Below are 16,250 nucleotides of genomic sequence, written 5' to 3'. Positions count from 1 at the left end.
CGTGCCTGTGAGTAGTCTCACCGGCCGCCGCGCTGCGACCACCACGGGCCGGACGTAGCGTTTCGCCATGGCAGAGAGCACATTAACCGTTGTCGTTCCCGCCTACAACGAGGACGAGGTCATCGAGGAATGCCTCGAGCGGCTGCTCGCCGAGGGCTCGGAGATCGACGAGATCATCGTGGTCGACAACAACTCGACCGACAGGACCGTCGCCCTCGTGGAGGCAACCGCCGCGTCGAACCCCGTCGTGAAGCTCATCCGCGAGACGCGCCAGGGACTGGTGTGGGCCCGGAACGCGGGGCTCGACGCAGCAACCTCCTCGGTGATCGCCCGCATCGATGCGGACACCGTCATCGCACCGGGGTGGGCCCACCGCATTCGCACGTTCTTCGACACCGACGACGGCCGCACTTTCGACGTCGTCTCGACCCTCGGGGAGTTCCGCGGGCTCCCCGGACGCCGGTTCCAATCCGCGCTGAACAGGTGGAACGACCCGTTGGGTCGCAACGAGAACCGTCCGCAGCGAGTGAGCTACTGCTTCGGCCCGAGCATGGCCTTCCGTTCCGAGACCTGGCGCCGGATCCGTCCCCGCGTCGCGATGCGCAGAGACGTCTTCGAGGACGTCGACATCGCCCTCTGCATCCAGGACTCCGGCGGGCAGTGCGCCCTGATCCGCGACGTAGTCGTCGAGGTCTCCCCGCGCCGCTTTTACACCGGCGTCAGGAGCTACGCGACGTACGCCGCGTACCTGCCCCGCACGTTCTGGCTTCATCAACGTCGTGCAACGGCTGCTTGGCTGGCCGCGGCGCTGCCGCTCACTGTCGGATTCCATGCGGTACGGCTCGCGATCCTGCGCGGAACCGGCGACGGCGGGTTCGCCCTGCGGAGCGTCTTCCACGGCACCGGGACCGAGCGGGAACGGCCATGAGGAGACCACCGCCGGCGATCCTGGGCGCGCTCCTCCCGGTGATCGCCTATTTCAGCGCCACCCGGCTGGCTGGCCTCTCGCAACTGACCGGCGTCGTGCTCGGCATCGTCACCGGTCTGGTGATCGTCGCCTGGCGCATGCTGGCGACCCGCCAGGTCGGTCAGCTGGAGCTGTTCACGACGGCCATCCTCGCGGTAGCTCTCATACCGTCGCTCGTCACCGGCGAACCACGGATCGCGCTCGCCGCGCAGTCCATCGACGGATTCTTCGCGGCGGCATACTTCCTCGTCTCGGCCTTCACCCGCAGGCCACTCGTTGCGAGCATTCTCGAACCGATGTACGTGAAGGCACTCAAAGTCGAACCAACGGCGTGGGACCGGTGCCTCGACGAATCGCCGCGATTCCGCCTCCGGATCCGCTGGATGAGCGTGGTCTGCGCCATCACTGCAGTCACCGGGTCATCTGCCGGCCTCTATCTCGCGCTGCACTACCCCATCGACACCGTGGTTCTGGTCGGGCCGGTCATCGGCTTCGTTCTCGTACCGCTGGCGCTGCTCGTCATCAAGTTGGCTGACCAGCCCCTCCGCATGGAACTCCGCCGTCGGGCGAGCCCCCGCCCTGCCTGAGACCGAGAGCGATCACCACCGCAGCGTGAGCTCACCTCCATCGGCGAGGGCTGCCCACCGTGGAGCGAAGTCGTCGTACCGCGCGAAGATCCGCTCGAGCATGACGGGGTCGATGTCCGCGTCGTCGAGCGCGCCGGGCCAGGCGGGATCGGGCGCACGGTGGCCGCGCTCGACCTCCCACAGCGCTGCAGTGAGCGAGGCGAGGTACTCCGACCGCGCCATGTCCGCCGACTGCGCTGCGGTCGGCTGCCGATTCCGCCGCGAGGCCTTGCGCCGCTCCGCGGGATCGGCGGGCCAGAAGAGCCCGTCAAGCCCATTGGCATCGGCGATCCGGCCGAAGACTCCGCCGCGCAGGCCCGCCTCGGCCTCGACGATGAGGTGCGCCGCATCATGCGGCACGGGCGGCCGGCCTCCCGGGCCGCCGCGAGGCGCCAGCTCCGGGCCCTTCGCACGGCTGATCCGCACGTCGTACCCGTTCCGGCGCTTGACGAACGTGACCTCCATACCTCCAGGGTGTCGTCGGCGGCGCCGTAGCGCAACGGGTTTTCGCCGGCCTGCGGAGGTCGCCGTCAGGCAATACAGTGACCGCATGTCGATGCGAGCCCGCCGGTCCCTGTCCCTGCTCGGCGCGGCGGTCCTCGCCACGCCGGCCGCGATCGGTGCCGCTCCGGCGCAGGCCGCCCCGGCCGCACCCGTGTACGTCGCACTCGGCGACTCGTACTCCTCCCTGCCCGCAGACGCCACCGTCGGCCCGACGCAGCAGGAGCGCTCCTGTGGGCGATCCACGCGGAACTACCCGAAGCTGGTCGCCGCCTCCCTGGGCATCGCTCCGAACGCGCTGCGGGACAACACCTGCGGCGGCGCCAAGACTCAGGACGCCTTCACGAGTCAGCGCGCCGGGTCCGCCAAGACCGGTTACTACCGCGCCGCGCCGCAGCTCGACGGGATCACGCCCGCAGCCCGCCTCGTCACGATCTCGCTGGGCGGCAACGACGGCGACCTCTACTCGAGCATCCTCGAATCGTGCGCGGTCGGCCCGACGTCGGCCGCCGCGCGGTGCACCGACGATCAGCGCACGCGCCCGGCGCGCCTGTCCGACAACGCGGTCACGTCCCGGCTCGCACAGATCACGGCATCCAACGAGCGGATCATCCGCGCGGTGCGCGAACGATCGCCGCGGGCGCGAATCCTGGTGGTGGGCTACCCCTCCGTCTTCGCCGGCGACCGGACCTGCGGCACGATCTCGCCCTTCCGCTCCATCTCGATCCCGTGGATGCGCAGCGTTCTCACCGAGCGGCTCAACCGAGCAGTGCAGCGCGCCGCCGCCACCGAACACGTCGAGTACATCGACATGGAGCCCGCCTCGAGGGGACACGAGCTGTGCACCGCGCAGCCGTGGATCAACGGCGTGCACGAGGTGCCCCGTGCCGCCGCGCTGCACCCCTTCCCCGAGGAGGGCGAGGCGGTCGCCGCGGCCGTCACCGCGGCGGTGCGCGCCTCAGGCCCCCGCCTGTAGCCGTCTCCGCGTAGCCTCGTCCGCGGGGAGGAAGGTCTCCAGGTGCAGCTCGTCGACGGTGGCGTCCTGCGGGGTGAGCACCGTACTGACCACGCTGAACAGCCGCAGGGGCGGCGCACCGTCGGGCATGCGGAGGACGAGCTCGACGACGGGGCCGGACGGCGCGGGAGCAGGCCCGCCGGACGGGTACTCCCCGCACTCGGCGAGTAGGTCGGCGAGCCGCGGATCGGCGGTGCGGTCGGCCCGCGCCGCCACCTGGTGCAACAGGTGTTCCCGCCAGGCCCCGAGTTCGACGATGCGCGGCGCGAGTCCGTCCGGGTGCAGGCTGAGCCGCACGACGTTGATCGGCGGCTCCAGCAGGTGCGGGGCGCACCCGGCGAGCAACGGCGGCACTACGTCGTTGGCGTCCACCAGATCCCAGTAGCGGTCGAGCAGCACCGCGGGGTAGGGCGCGTGTGCGTCGAGCAGCGTCCGGAACGAGGCGAGGACGCCCGCCGCGTCCGCGGTCCGGTCGTACCGCGGGGCGAAGCCGCCCGCCACCAAGAGGGCGTCGCGCTCTCGAGGCGGTACCTCCAGGTGCTCCGCGAGCCGCAGGATCATCTCCGCGCTGGGACGCGACCGTCCCGTCTCGACGAAGCTCAGGTGCCGCCCGCTGACCTCGGCGCGGCTGGCGAGTTCGAGCTGGCTCAGCCGTCGCCGCTGCCGCCAGGTGCGCAGGAGCGGTCCCACCTCGATCGTCGTCATGGTCGCGAATGTAGCCGCGTCGGGGAGGTGCCACCATTACCTCCGAGGTAATCGCCACGCATCGGGATCGGCGGCATGCTCGGAACCGTTCGAATCGACCTTACCGAGATCCCCTGGAGGGCACCATGAACCACGTCGTCGACGCCTACCTCGCCACCTGGAACTGCACCGACGGCCAGGCCCGCCGCGATCTGCTCGCGCAGCACTGGTCGCCGAGCGCCACGTACACCGATCCGATGGCCGAGGTCGCCGGGACGGAGGCCATCGGCGCCGTCGTGGCCGGCGTGCACGAGCAGTTCCCCGGCTTCGAGTTCACCCTCATCGGCGAGCCCGACGGACACCACCGCCAGGTCCGGTTCCAGTGGGGCCTCGGTCCCACGGGCGCGGAGCCGCCGGTCATCGGCTTCGACGTGGTGACCGTCGACGGCGACGGACGCATCGCCACCGTCGCCGGATTCCTGGACCGGGTCCCGTCCTGACCGGAGAACAACGACGGCCCCCTCCGCACCGGAGGGGGCCGTCGCGGTCCGTCGGGCTACCGGCCGATCAGCTTGAGCGCTTTGACCGCCGAGGGCATCACGTTGAGGAAGACGTTGCGGGGCACGCCCTTGATCCCGCCGATGCCGATGACCCGCTGCTGCGCGATGGTCTTCGACTCGCAGTACTTCAGCAGCCCCTCGGCGCCGTGGCGGCGACCGACGCCCGAGATGCCCATGCCGCCCATCGGCGCCGCGGTGGAACCCCACGCCGCGGCGTAGCCCTCGTTGATGTTGACGGTGCCGGCGTTGATCCGCTCGGCGATCTCGTGCGCCTGCTTCGTCGACCCGGCGAAGACGCTGGCGTTGAGGCCGTACTCGGTGTCATTCGCCTTCTCGACGGCCTCGTCGATGGAGTCCACCGGGTAGATCGAGACGAGCGGACCGAAGGTCTCGGACTTGAAGCAGACCGCCTCCTCCGGGACGTCCTTGAGCACCGTCGGCTCGTAGAAGAACGGACCCAGGTCGGGCCGGGCCTTGCCGCCGGCGAGCACCGTGGCGCCCTTCGCGACGGCGTCGTCGACGTGCGCGGCAACGGTGTCGATCTGCGACTTGCTGGCCAGCGAGCCCATCTCGTTCTCGAAGTCGTAACCGGCGCCCAGCGCGAGGTTCGCGGTTCGCTCGGCGAAGGCGCGCGCGAACTCGTCGGCGATCTCCCGCTCGACGTAGATCCGCTCGATCGAGATGCACAGCTGGCCGGAGTTCGAGAACGCGGCGCGGGCGGCACCGTCGGCCGTGTGCGCGATGTCCGCGTCCTTGGTGACCACCATCGGGTTCTTGCCGCCGAGCTCGGCGGAGAAGCCGATCAGGCGCTTGCCGCACTGCTCGGCCAGGGTCGCGCCGGTGGCGGAGGAGCCGGTGAACATGAGGTAGTCGGCCCGCTCGACGATGGCCGTACCGACGACACCGCCCGGGCCCGGGACCACGGCGAACAGGTCGCGCGGCAGGCCCGCGCGGTAGAGCAACTCGACGGCCGCGAGCGCGCAGTACGGCGTCTGCGAGTCGGGCTTGAGCACGACGGCGTTACCCGCGGCGAGGGCGGCGATGCCGTCCGAGACGGCGAGGGTGATCGGGTAGTTCCACGGCGCGATGACGCCGACGACGCCCTTGGGCTGGTAGCGCACACGGGTCTTGGTGAACACCGGGATCATGCCGTCGGTGCTCTTCTCCGCCAGGATCTTCGGCGCGTTCTTGCCGTACCAGCGGGCCGTCATCGCGACGTCCAGCGCCTCCTCCTGGGCGTACTGTCGCGCCTTGCCGGTCTCCAGCTGCACCATGTCCATCAGCTCGGCACGATGGTCGTTCACCAGGTCCGCGAACTTCAGCAGCACCGCGGCGCGGTCCTTCGCGCTGCGCGCTGCCCACTGCTTCTGCGCCAGGCGCGCGCGCTCGAAGGCCTTCTCCACATCCTCGACGGTGCCGACGGGGATGGTGGTGACCTTCTCACCCGAGAACGCCTCGAGCACATCGCGCGAGTCCCGCTGCTCCGGGTGGTCGAACGCCGAGAGGGCGCGAAGACGGTCGAACGTGGCCTGGGTAGGTGCTGGCATGACGCCAGAATACCCGCTTGTTGACGGTGCCTCAATAGCGTTCCCGATCCCCGAGGCGGAGAACCAAGCGCCGCACACCACACCGGGCCGCAGCGCCTGGAGGACAACCGGCGTGACCGTGCCGCGATGCGCGGCGGCTACCTCGTGATGCGACTCGACTACACGGAAGTGACCGGCAATGGGCCCGCGATCTTCGCCGAGATCCTCGACATCGTGCGTGCCGGCCGCCATCGCGGGGGCGTACACGTCGTGGAATCCGCTGCTACCGGCGCGGCGCCGCACATATCGATCGCCACCTCGTCATCGGCGGAATCCTCGAGCCGGATACCCTGGCGGCCATGAGTCACGTGCAGTTCACCCCCACCGCTGACCTGGTCGACGAGATCGGCCCCGACGTGCGCAGCTGCGACACCCAGTTCCGCCAGTTCGGCGGACGTCGGCAGTTCGCCGGCGAGGTGGTCACCGTGAAGTGCTTCCAGGACAACGCGCTGCTCAAGTCGGTCCTCGGCGAGCCGGGTGAGGGCCGCGTGCTCGTCATCGACGGCTCGGACGCCGACGGTGTGCCCTCGCTGCACACCGCCCTGGTCGGCGACCTCATCGCCGAGCTCGGCCGGTCCAACGGCTGGGCGGGCATCGTGGCCTACGGCGCCGTCCGCGACGCCGCCGTGATCGGCACGCTCGACATCGGTGTGAAGGCGCTCGGCACCAACCCGCGCAAGTCCACGAAGACCGCCGAGGGGCAGCGCGACGTTCCGGTCACCTTCGGCGGGGTGACCTTCAACCCGGGCGACATCCTCTTCAGCGACGACGACGGCATCGTCCTCCGCTGATCCACATCCCCCGGGGCCGTCACCACGCGGAAGCGTCCTCGGGGCAGGTGGCGCCTCACCCCGCGGGCTGAGCGCTCAGCGCGCGACGCGGGCCGACCGCCCGAACACCTGCACCACGTCGCCGACGGCGAGTTGCCGCCCGCGCCGCAGGTCCACCTCGCCGTTCACCTCCACCTCGCCGTCGGCGATCACCGCCTTCGCCTCGGCACCGGAGTCGATGAGACCCGCCAGCTTGAGGAACTGCCCCAGCCGGATCACCTCGTCGCTGATGGTCACGTCGATCGCCTCACTCACGCTCCTCATCATGCCCGACTATTCTCGGGGAGTGCTGCTCGAACTCGCGGGTACCCGCACCCACGTGGTGGTCGACGCGGCGACCGGCCCCGTCACCGGACCGCCCGTCGTGCTGAGCTCCGGACTGGCCGGGAACTGGTTCGACTGGGACGCCGTGACGGAGCTCCTCACGCCCGGCCGCACCGTCGTCCGGCTGGACCGGCCCGGGTACGGCCTGTCCGATCCCTGGCCCGACGGCGCCGTCCCCACCCTGGACTCCGAGGTCACCCGGCTGCGGGATCTGCTGGACGCTCTGGAGATCGAGTCCGCGGTGATGGTCGCCCACTCGATGGCCAGCTTCTACGTCGAGGCCTTCCTCCGCGAATTCCCCAGCCGGACAGCGGCAGCGGTGATCCTCGACGGGAGCGTGGAGGCGTCGCCGCGCTGGGTGCTGCCCGGCGATCTGCGCGATGCGCTGCTACTGCGGTCCGCGGACGCGGCGACCGCGGTCGGGATGAACCGCGCCGGTCCGGCGGCGCACCGGCTCCTGGGCGCGGGCGACCCGCCACCCGAGTACGCATCGATCCTCTCCTCCGAGGACTACTTCCGCGCGGCCTTCCTGGAGAACGGCCGCTATCCGGTACTGGCGCACGAGCTGGCGGATCTGCGTCAGGAGACTCCCCTGCCACCGGACGTCCCGGTCACGGTGGCCGCGGCCTTCACCGGCAGGCGCACGCCGTGGAACACGAGCTGGCTCGGGCAGCAGGAGGAATTGGCGGAGATCCTGCACGGGCGGTACGCGGTGATCGCGCCGAGCGGGCATCACGCCATGATCGATCAGCCCGCGCAGGTGGCGGCGCTGATCCTGGACGCGACTACCCCGCCCGGAGGGACCGCAGGTCCGACGGGGTGACCAGACGCTCGCCGTCCTCGGCCAGCATCCGCACGAGCCGGCGATTGCGCAGCCGGGAGATCGCCTTCGAGCCCAGCAGGGTGGTGGGGCGGCGGTGCAGCTTCACGACGGTCTCCGGTGCGATCTCGATGCGGAACGGTGGGTTACAGATACTGTATTCCCTCACAGCGACCGGGTCCAGCGCTCAGGCGCCGCGCGTGTTGCTCCTCACATCCGGGTTCCCGCGAGCACCCTCGCGCACCGCGGCTACGCTGTGGGGGTTCGCCCGCAATTTGCGTCCTCACACATCCTCCAAGGAGAACCGTGTCCGATCTCGACGACCTGATCAAGTCCATCCCGCTCGCCGACATCGCCGCCCAGCTCGGCGTCTCCGAGGACGTCGCCTCTGAGGCCGTCCAGCAGACGGTGCCGACGCTGCTCGCCGGCCTGCAGGCGCAGGACACCACCGAGCCGCAGGCCCAGCTCATCGACGCCGCCGACAACGGCGACGGCCACGAGATCGTGGCCAGCCTGTTCGGCGAGAAGACGGACGACGTGGCGGCCGCTGCCGCGGCCCCGCTCTCCTCGGGCGTCACCGACGGCCTGGTCAAGCAGTTGCTCCCGATCCTGGCGCCCATCGTGATCAGCTTCGTCATGAAGAAGCTGGCCGGCGGCGGCGCGGCCGCCCCGCAGCAGGAGCAGGCCCCGGCCCCGCAGCAGAGCGGCGGCGACGTGCTCGGCAGCATCCTGGGCAACATGCTCGGCGGCGGCAACCAGCAGGCCGGCGGCAACGCCGCGGGCAACGTCCTGGGCAGCATCCTGGGCGGCCTGCTCAAGGGCAAGTAGGAACCCGGAGCCGGTCCGCTACTCGGAGACCTTCCGCGTGAGCGGGCCGGCGCCCATTCCGTGCAGCAACACGCTGCCCAGCACGCACAGCACCGTCACCGAGAGCGCGAGCTCCGAGATGGGGCCGTCGGGCAGGCTGTTGAAGGCGAGCAGGCCGAAGACGATCGACGTCGTTCCGCGCGGCCCCAATGCTCCGACGAGGAGCTGCTCCCGCACGCTCATCGACGAGCCCGCGAGGCCGATGAGGATCGATAGCACCCGGATCACCGTGAGCGCGAGCACGCAGTAGAGCACCTGCTGCCAGCTGATCCCCACCACGAACAGGTACGCGGTGGCGAGACCGACCACGAACCACATGACCATCGTCAGCAGTAGCGTGACGTCCTCGAGCAACCCCGCGTTGAGCGAATCCGCGACGGGTTGACGCGGCGACTGGCCCGGGCCGAGCCGCCGGAGTCGCCGCGCGACCGAACCGCGGTAGACGTACCGGTACGCGGTGCCCGCGGCGAAGGCGGCGACGAAGCCGTTGCCGTCCACCGCGACGGTCGTGAAGTACACCATCACGGGCATGAGCAGCACGATGATCCGCCGGGACTGCACCGTGGTGAGATCGCGCTCGGTGGCCCAGTCCATCACCACCGCCAGCAGGGCGCCCATCAGCACGCCCACCACCAGGGCGATCGCCGAGGAGGGCAGCGCCGAGCCCAGGGCGCCCAGCGGCGACTGCGCCTCCGCGTGCCGCCCGCCGATCAGCGCGAGCGCGAACAGGAAGACCGGCGAGACGAGTCCGTCGTTGTAGCCGCTCTCCACGTTGAGGACGCTGCGCACCTTCGCAGGCAGCGCGTGATCGCGGACCACGTTGTCGGCCGGGGCGAAGTCGATCGGGATCACGATGCACGCCAGGATGAGCAGCACCCCGAAGGCCTGGCCGGGGAACAGGAGCGCGCCCGCGCCCACGGCGAGCGCGAGCGCGACGGGCATCGCCACGAACAGGGTGCGCCCCACCAGTCCCGGCCACCGGCCCCACAGCCGCCGCCCCTTGACCTCGGTGGCGTCCACGAAGAGCAGCACGGCGAGGATTATCTCGGCCGCGTGCTGGACGAAGACGGTATCGGTGCCCACCACCCCGAAGGAACCGGGCGAGAACGCCGCGACGACGGCACCGGCGACGACCATCGCGACGGGCGCGCCGACGTTCCAGCGCGCCAGTCCCGTCGCGAACAGCGATCGCAGGACGATCGCCCCGATCACCGTCAGGACGGCGGCGTTCACGGAACGATCCGGCGGTGCGTCATGGTCGAAGAGCCTAGCCTTGCGCCGGCCCGCCCGACGGTGCGCGGCACCGTCGGGCGGAGGCGACTAGCGCTGCGGGGCAGCGGTGGGGACGATCGGGGCGGGCAGCGCCGTATCGCCCATGAGGAACCGGTCGACGGCGGCCGCAGCGCTGCGGCCCTCGGCGATGGCCCACACGATGAGCGACTGGCCGCGGCCGGCGTCGCCGGCGACGAAGACGCCCGGCACCGTCGACTGGAAGTCGTCGCCGCGCGCGACATTGCCGCGCTCGTTGTACTCGACGCCCAGCTTGTCCAGCAGGTCGTCGCGCTGCGGGCCGACGAAGCCCATGGCCAGCAGCACCAGGTCGGCCTCGAGGGTGAAGTCGGTGCCCTCGACCTTCTCGAACCGGCCGGCCTCCATCCTGACCTCGTAGGCCTTGAGACCGGTGACCTTGCCGTCCTCGCCGACGAACTCCTCGGTGCTCACGGAGAAGACACGCTCGCCGCCCTCCTCGTGCGCGGAGCTGATGCGGTACATGAGCGGGTAGGTCGGCCACGGGGTCGACTCGGCACGCTCGCGCGGCGGCATCGGCATGATCTCGAACTGGTGCACGCTGGTCGCGCCCTGGCGCAGCGAGGTGCCCAGGCAGTCGGCGCCGGTGTCGCCGCCACCGATGATGACGACCTTCTTGTCCTTCGCGTGCAGCGGCGGGAGGCCGTCCTCGTCGACGACGTCGTCGCCCACTGCGGCCCGGTTGGCCCACGGCAGGAACTCCATCGCCTGGTGGATGCCGTCCAGCTCGCGGCCGGGGATCGGCAGGTCACGCCAGAGGGTGGCGCCGTTGGCGAGCACGACCGCGTCGAAGTCCTCGCGGAGCTGCTCGACGGTGACGTCCACACCCACGTTGACGCCGGTCTTGAAGACGGTGCCCTCGGCGTTCATCTGGGCGAGGCGGCGGTCGATGTGCCGCTTCTCCATCTTGAACTCGGGGATGCCGTAGCGGAGCAGGCCGCCGATGCGATCGGCACGCTCGAAGACGGTCACGGTGTGGCCGCCACGGGTGAGTTGCTGCGCCGCGGCGAGCCCCGCCGGACCGGAGCCCACGACCGCGATTTTCTTGCCGGTCAGCTTGGTCGGATGCTGCGGCGAGACCCAGCCCTCGTCGAAGGCCTTGTCGATGAGCTCGACCTCGACCTGCTTGATGGTGACGGGGTCCTGATTGATCCCGAGCACGCACGAGGCCTCGCAGGGCGCGGGGCACAGCCGCCCGGTGAACTCCGGGAAGTTGTTCGTCGCGTGCAGCCGCTCGATGCCGTCCTGCCAGCGGTCCTTGTACGCCAGCGTGTTCCACTCGGGGATCAGGTTCCCCAGCGGGCAGCCGTTGTGGCAGAACGGGATACCACAGTCCATGCACCGGGACGCCTGCTTGCGCAGGGTGGTCCCGTCGAAGGGCTTGTAGACCTCGTTCCAGTCGAGGAGCCGGAGCGGGACCGGCCGGCGGACCGGCAGCTCGCGCGAGTTGTTCTTCAGAAAGCCTTGCGGATCAGCCACGAGCGGCCTCCATCACTGCGTCGTCGATGTTGCGGCCGTCGAGTTCGGCGCGCTTGATGGCGGTGAGGACGCGCTTGTAGTCGCGCGGCATCACCTTGGCGAAGAGCTGGCGCTCCCGCGGCCAGTTGGCCAGCACGCGCTCCGCGACCGCGGAACCCGTGTAGTCGTAGTGCTTCGTCACGGCGCTGTGAACGAACTCGAGATCGGACTCGTCGAGCGACTCCAGCTCCACCAGTTCGGTGTTGAGGTCGCGCTCGAACCGGCCATCGGCGTTGTAGACGTAGGCCACGCCGCCGGACATGCCGGCGCCGAAGTTGCGGCCCGTGTCGCCGAGGACCACGACACGGCCACCGGTCATGTACTCGCAGCCGTGGTCGCCCACGCCCTCGACCACCGCGACAGCGCCCGAGTTGCGCACCGCGAACCGCTCACCCGCCTTGCCGCACAGGTACACCTCGCCGGAGGTCGCGCCGAACAGGATCACGTTGCCCGCGATGATGTTCTCGCCCGCGACGAACTCCTCCGGGGCGTTGCGCGCCGGGCGCACGACGATCTTGCCGCCGGACAGGCCCTTGCCGACGAAGTCGTTGGCGTCGCCCTCGAGGCGCAGCGTGATGCCCTTCGGGACGAAAGCGCCGAAGCTGTTGCCCGCGCTGCCCTTGAAGGTGATGTCGATGGTGTCCTCGGGGAGGCCGTCGGCGCCGTGCGCCTTGGTCACCTCGTGGCCCAGCATCGTGCCCACGGTGCGGTTGACGTTGGAGATCGGCGTTTCGATGGTCACCGGCGCACCGGTATCCACCGCGACCCGCGCCTGCGCGATCAGCTGCTGGTCCAGGGCCTTCTCCAGGCCGTGATCCTGCGGCTGGCTGCAGAACGGATCCTGCTTCATGAACGGCGAATCGACCTGCGCCAGGATCGGCGAGAGGTCGAGCTTGCCGGCCTTGGCATCGGACCAGTGCGCCTGCGCCGCCGTGGTGTCGAGGATCTGCGACTGGCCCACGGCCTCCTGCAGGGTGCGGAAGCCCAGCTCGGCGAGCAGCTCGCGCACCTCCTCCGCGATGTAGAGGAAGAAGTTCTCCACGAACTCGGGCTTGCCGGTGAACCGGCGCCGCAGCACCGGGTTCTGGGTGGCCACGCCCACGGGGCAGGTGTCCAGGTGGCAGACACGCATCATGATGCAGCCGGAGACCACCAGCGGCGCGGTCGCGAAGCCGAACTCCTCGCCGCCGAGCAGCGCGGCGACGACGACATCGCGGCCGGTCTTGAGCTGGCCGTCCACCTGCACCACGATCCGGTCACGCAGACCGTTGAGCAGCAGCGTCTGCTGGGTCTCGGCGAGGCCGATCTCCCAGGGCGCACCCGCGTGCTTGACCGAGGTCAGCGGGGTGGCGCCGGTGCCGCCGTCGTGGCCCGAGATGAGCACCACGTCGGCGTGCGCCTTCGAGACGCCCGCGGCGACCGTGCCCACGCCGATCTCCGAGACCAGCTTCACGTGGATCCGCGCCTGCGGGTTCGCGTTCTTCAGGTCGTGGATCAGCTGCGCCAGATCCTCGATCGAGTAGATGTCGTGGTGCGGCGGGGGCGAGATCAGGCCGACGCCCGGCGTCGAACCACGGACCTCGGCGACCCAGGGGTACACCTTGTGCGGGGGCAGCTGGCCGCCCTCGCCGGGCTTGGCGCCCTGCGCCATCTTGATCTGGATGTCGGTGCAGTTGCTCAGGTAGTGCGAGGTGACGCCGAACCGGCCCGAGGCGACCTGCTTGATCGCCGAACGACGGAAGTCACCGTTCTCGTCGGGCGTGAACCGCGCCGGATCCTCGCCGCCCTCACCGGAGTTCGAGCGGCCGCCGAGCCGGTTCATGGCGATGGCCAACGTCTCGTGCGCCTCGGCGGAGATCGAGCCGTAGCTCATCGCGCCGGTCGAGAACCGCTTGACGATCTCGCTGGCGGGCTCGACCTCGTCGATGGAGATCGACGGACGATCGCTCTGGAAGCGGAACAGGCCGCGCAGCGAGGCGAGGCGTGCGCTCTGGTCGTCGACGAGCTTCGTATACTCCTTGAACACCTTGTACTGCCCGGTGCGCGTGGCGTGCTGGAGCTTGAAGACGGTGTCCGGGTTGAACAGGTGGTACTCGCCCTCGCGGCGCCACTGGTACTCGCCGCCCACCTCGAGCTCGCGGTGCGCCAGCTCCTCGGGGCGATCGTTCATGGCCCGCTTGTGCCGCGCGGCTACGTCGGCGGCGATCTCGTCGAGGCCGATGCCGCCGAGCTGGCTCTGCAGGCCGGTGAAGAACTCGTCGACGACCTCCTGCGAGAGGCCGATCACCTGGAACAGCTGGGCGCCGGTGTACGAGGCCAGCGTCGAGATGCCCATCTTGGACATCACCTTGAGCACGCCCTTGCCGGCGGCCTTGACGTAGTTCGCGTTGAGCTTCTCCAGCGGGGTGCCGTTGAGCTCGCCGCGCAGGTGCATGTCCTCGATGGTGGCGAAGGCCATGTACGGGTTGACCGCGGCGGCGCCGCAGCCGATGAGCGCGGCCATGTGGTGCACCTCGCGGGCGTCGCCCGACTCCACGATGAGGCCCACCTTGGTGCGGCTGCGCTCGCGCACCAGGTGGTGGTGCACGGCGGAGGTCAGCAGCAGCGACGGGATCGGCGCCAGCAGCCGGTCGGAGTTGCGGTCCGACAGGATGATCAGACGCGCGCCGCCGGCGATGGCCTCGGAGACCTGCGTACGCACTGTGTCGAGCGCCTCACGCAGGCCCTTGCCGCCCTCGGCCACGTGGTACAGGCCCGGGATCACCACGGACCGGAACTCGGGCAGGGTGCCGTCGTCGTTGACCTTGACCAGCTTGATCAGCTCGTCGTTGTTGAGGATCGGCTGGTCCAGGTGGATCTGCCGGCAGCTGCCCGCCACCGGGTTCAGCAGGTCGCCCTCGCCGCCGATCGTGCCGCCGAGGCTGGTGACGATCTCCTCGCGGATGGCGTCCAGCGGCGGGTTGGTCACCTGCGCGAAGAGCTGCTGGAAGTAGTCGAACAGCAGGCGCGGGCGCAGCGAGAGCACGGCCACCGGGGTGTCGGTGCCCATGGAACCGATCGCCTCGGCGCCGGTCTTCGCCATCGGGGCGAGCAGGATGTCCAGCTCCTCGGTGGTGAAACCGAACATCTGCTGGCGCTGGGTGACCCGGTCGTGGGGCATCACGGGGTGCGGGCGGTCCGGGAGGTCCTTCAGGCGCAGCAGGCCCTCGTCGAGCCACTGCTGGTAGGGCTCGGCCGCGGCCAGCTCGCTCTTGATCTCCTCGTCGGAGACGATACGGCCCTGCGCGGTGTCCACGAGGAACATGCGACCGGGCTGCAGGCGGGTCTTGTAGACCACCTCGGAGTGGTCGATGTCGAGCACGCCCACCTCGGAGCCGAGCACGACGAGGCCGTCCTTGGTCACCCAGATGCGCGACGGGCGCAGGCCGTTACGGTCGAGGACCGCGCCGATGACGGTGCCGTCGGTGAAGCAGACCGATGCCGGTCCGTCCCACGGCTCCATCAGCGACGAGTGGTACTCGTAGAAGGCGCGGCGGGCCGGATCCATGTCCTGGTGCCGCTCCCACGCCTCGGGGATCATCATCAGCACGGCGTGCGGGAGGCTGCGGCCGCCGAGGTGCAGCAGCTCGAGCACCTCGTCGAAACGCGCCGTGTCGGAGCCGCCCTCGGTGCAGATGGGGAAGATCTTGTCCTCGGCGCCCTCGCCGAAGGCCGAGACGTCGAGCAGCGCCTCGCGGGCGCGCATCCAATTCTCGTTGCCGCCGACGGTGTTGATCTCACCGTTGTGCGCCACGCGCCGGTACGGGTGAGCCAGCGGCCAGCTCGGGAATGTGTTGGTCGAGAAGCGCGAGTGCACCAGGCCGAGAGCGGATTCCACGCGCTCGTCCTGAAGGTCCACGAAGAATCCGCGCAGCTGCGGCGTGGTCAGCATGCCCTTGTAGACGAAGGTCTGGCTGGACAGCGACGGGAAGTACACCGACTCCTCGCCCTGCGAGCCCGCGCCGGCACCGTCGGTCCCGAGCTCGCGCTCGACGCGCTTGCGGATCACGAAGCAGCGGCGCTCGAGGTCCATGCCCGAGAGGGGCGCGCCGTCGGAATCCGTACCGGCGATGAAGATCTGGCGCATGGTGGGCATGGCGTCGCGGGCGAGCGCGCCCAGCGAGCCGTCGTCGGTGGGCTGGTCGCGCCAGCCGAGAACCTTCAGGCCCTCCTCGACGACGATGCGCTCGACGCCCTCGGCGGCCGCGGTCGCCTCGGCGGCGGCCTGCGGCAGGAAGGCGATGCCGGTGGCGTAGGCGCCCTGATGGGGCAGTTCGAAGTCCACGACCTCGCGGAAGAAGCGATCCGGAACCTGGATCAGGATGCCGGCGCCGTCACCGGTGTTGGGCTCGGCGCCCGCGGCGCCACGGTGCTCGAGGTTGACCAGAGCGGTGATGGCCTTGTCGACGATGTCCCGGGACTTGCGTCCGTGCATGTCCACCACGAAGGCGACACCACAGGCGTCGTGCTCGTTGGCGGGGTGGTACAGGCCCTGCGGGCCCGGGGGGACGAAACGGCTCATCGAATACCTGCCTCTACGCAGCGCCTCACGGCGGAACGGGTTCTTCAAGGTTCGGCGATCCAGGGACGGCGGATCACCTCAGG

16 protein-coding genes are annotated in these 16,250 nt (G+C 70.1%); 8 read left to right on the top strand and 8 right to left on the bottom strand.

Annotation, left to right across the window (positions count from 1 at the left end; genetic code table 11):
- Positions 1 to 67 precede the first annotated feature (67 nt).
- Together FK268_RS17995 and FK268_RS17990 are read left to right on the top strand one after the other, a co-directional pair.
- Positions 68 to 928, top strand: a complete 861-nt coding sequence (locus FK268_RS17995) for a glycosyltransferase family 2 protein (protein ID WP_146436560.1) — start codon at positions 68 to 70, stop codon at positions 926 to 928.
- Positions 925 to 1,554, top strand: a complete 630-nt coding sequence (locus FK268_RS17990; protein WP_306461496.1) for a VC0807 family protein — start codon at positions 925 to 927, stop codon at positions 1,552 to 1,554. Before FK268_RS17995 ends, FK268_RS17990 begins: the two co-directional genes overlap by 4 nt.
- Before the next feature lie 12 nt (positions 1,555 to 1,566).
- Here FK268_RS17990 and FK268_RS17985 read toward each other — a convergent pair whose 3' ends face one another.
- A complete protein-coding gene (locus FK268_RS17985) occupies positions 1,567 to 2,058 on the bottom strand; it encodes a hypothetical protein (RefSeq protein WP_146436556.1) in 492 nt (163 codons plus the stop codon).
- A gap of 85 nt (positions 2,059 to 2,143) precedes the next feature.
- Between FK268_RS17985 and FK268_RS17980 the strand changes: the two genes are divergently transcribed.
- Positions 2,144 to 3,070: an SGNH/GDSL hydrolase family protein gene (locus FK268_RS17980; RefSeq protein ID WP_146436554.1), complete on the top strand. Its 927-nt coding sequence runs from the start codon at positions 2,144 to 2,146 to the stop codon at positions 3,068 to 3,070.
- Here the strand turns inward: FK268_RS17980 and FK268_RS17975 are convergent.
- On the bottom strand, positions 3,053 to 3,814 hold the full coding sequence (locus tag FK268_RS17975) for a helix-turn-helix domain-containing protein (RefSeq protein ID WP_193560301.1): 762 nt from the start codon (positions 3,812 to 3,814) through the stop codon (positions 3,053 to 3,055). The genes FK268_RS17980 and FK268_RS17975 overlap by 18 nt on opposite strands.
- A gap of 125 nt (positions 3,815 to 3,939) precedes the next feature.
- On the opposite strand from FK268_RS17975, the gene FK268_RS17970 reads away from it, so the two are divergent.
- On the top strand, positions 3,940 to 4,293 hold the full coding sequence (locus FK268_RS17970; protein ID WP_146436553.1) for a nuclear transport factor 2 family protein: 354 nt from the start codon (positions 3,940 to 3,942) through the stop codon (positions 4,291 to 4,293).
- A 56-nt stretch (positions 4,294 to 4,349) separates the two neighbouring features.
- Here FK268_RS17970 and FK268_RS17965 read toward each other — a convergent pair whose 3' ends face one another.
- Positions 4,350 to 5,900 (bottom strand): succinic semialdehyde dehydrogenase, encoded by a 1,551-nt coding sequence (locus FK268_RS17965; protein WP_146436551.1) that lies wholly within the window; start codon positions 5,898 to 5,900, stop codon positions 4,350 to 4,352.
- A gap of 126 nt (positions 5,901 to 6,026) precedes the next feature.
- On the opposite strand from FK268_RS17965, the gene FK268_RS17960 reads away from it, so the two are divergent.
- Positions 6,027 to 6,242 carry a hypothetical protein gene (locus FK268_RS17960; protein ID WP_146436549.1) on the top strand — a complete coding sequence of 72 codons (216 nt, stop codon included), beginning with the start codon at positions 6,027 to 6,029 and terminating at the stop codon, positions 6,240 to 6,242.
- A complete protein-coding gene (rraA, locus tag FK268_RS17955) occupies positions 6,239 to 6,730 on the top strand; it encodes a ribonuclease E activity regulator RraA (protein ID WP_146436547.1) in 492 nt (163 codons plus the stop codon). Before FK268_RS17960 ends, rraA begins: the two co-directional genes overlap by 4 nt.
- Positions 6,731 to 6,805: 75 nt before the next feature.
- Here the strand turns inward: rraA and FK268_RS17950 are convergent, their stop codons facing one another.
- The gene (locus FK268_RS17950; RefSeq protein WP_166443500.1) at positions 6,806 to 7,033 is read right to left on the bottom strand and encodes an RNA-binding S4 domain-containing protein; all 228 of its coding nucleotides are present in this window, start codon (positions 7,031 to 7,033) and stop codon (positions 6,806 to 6,808) included.
- A 1-nt stretch (position 7,034) separates the two neighbouring features.
- On the opposite strand from FK268_RS17950, the gene FK268_RS17945 reads away from it, so the two are divergent.
- Positions 7,035 to 7,916 (top strand): alpha/beta fold hydrolase, encoded by an 882-nt coding sequence (locus FK268_RS17945; RefSeq protein ID WP_158636145.1) that lies wholly within the window; start codon positions 7,035 to 7,037, stop codon positions 7,914 to 7,916.
- Here FK268_RS17945 and FK268_RS24280 read toward each other — a convergent pair.
- Positions 7,879 to 8,022, bottom strand: a complete 144-nt coding sequence (locus FK268_RS24280) for a hypothetical protein (RefSeq protein ID WP_158636144.1) — start codon at positions 8,020 to 8,022, stop codon at positions 7,879 to 7,881. The two genes, FK268_RS17945 and FK268_RS24280, sit on opposite strands and share 38 nt — an antisense overlap.
- Before the next feature lie 197 nt (positions 8,023 to 8,219).
- On the opposite strand from FK268_RS24280, the gene FK268_RS17940 reads away from it, so the two are divergent.
- Entirely contained in the window at positions 8,220 to 8,741 is a 522-nt protein-coding gene (locus FK268_RS17940) for a DUF937 domain-containing protein (protein ID WP_146436542.1), read from the top strand.
- 18 nt (positions 8,742 to 8,759) lie between these two features.
- Here the strand turns inward: FK268_RS17940 and FK268_RS17935 are convergent, their stop codons facing one another.
- The 3 genes from FK268_RS17935 to gltB form a co-directional block, all read right to left on the bottom strand.
- The gene (locus FK268_RS17935) at positions 8,760 to 10,013 is read right to left on the bottom strand and encodes a cation:proton antiporter domain-containing protein (protein ID WP_146436540.1); all 1,254 of its coding nucleotides are present in this window, start codon (positions 10,011 to 10,013) and stop codon (positions 8,760 to 8,762) included.
- 87 nt (positions 10,014 to 10,100) lie between these two features.
- The gene (locus FK268_RS17930) at positions 10,101 to 11,567 is read right to left on the bottom strand and encodes a glutamate synthase subunit beta (protein ID WP_146436538.1); all 1,467 of its coding nucleotides are present in this window, start codon (positions 11,565 to 11,567) and stop codon (positions 10,101 to 10,103) included.
- Positions 11,560 to 16,167: a glutamate synthase large subunit gene (gene gltB, locus FK268_RS17925; protein WP_146436536.1), complete on the bottom strand. Its 4,608-nt coding sequence runs from the start codon at positions 16,165 to 16,167 to the stop codon at positions 11,560 to 11,562. The genes FK268_RS17930 and gltB overlap by 8 nt, the downstream gene beginning before the upstream one ends.
- Positions 16,168 to 16,250 lie beyond the last annotated feature (83 nt).

The sequence above is a fragment of the Tsukamurella sputi genome, from assembly GCF_007858445.1.
In the GTDB taxonomy this organism is placed as follows: Bacteria; Actinomycetota; Actinomycetes; order Mycobacteriales; family Mycobacteriaceae; genus Tsukamurella; species Tsukamurella sputi.
The sequence above is the reverse complement of the archived record's forward strand: the minus strand, read 5'-3'. Positions and strand labels throughout refer to the sequence as shown.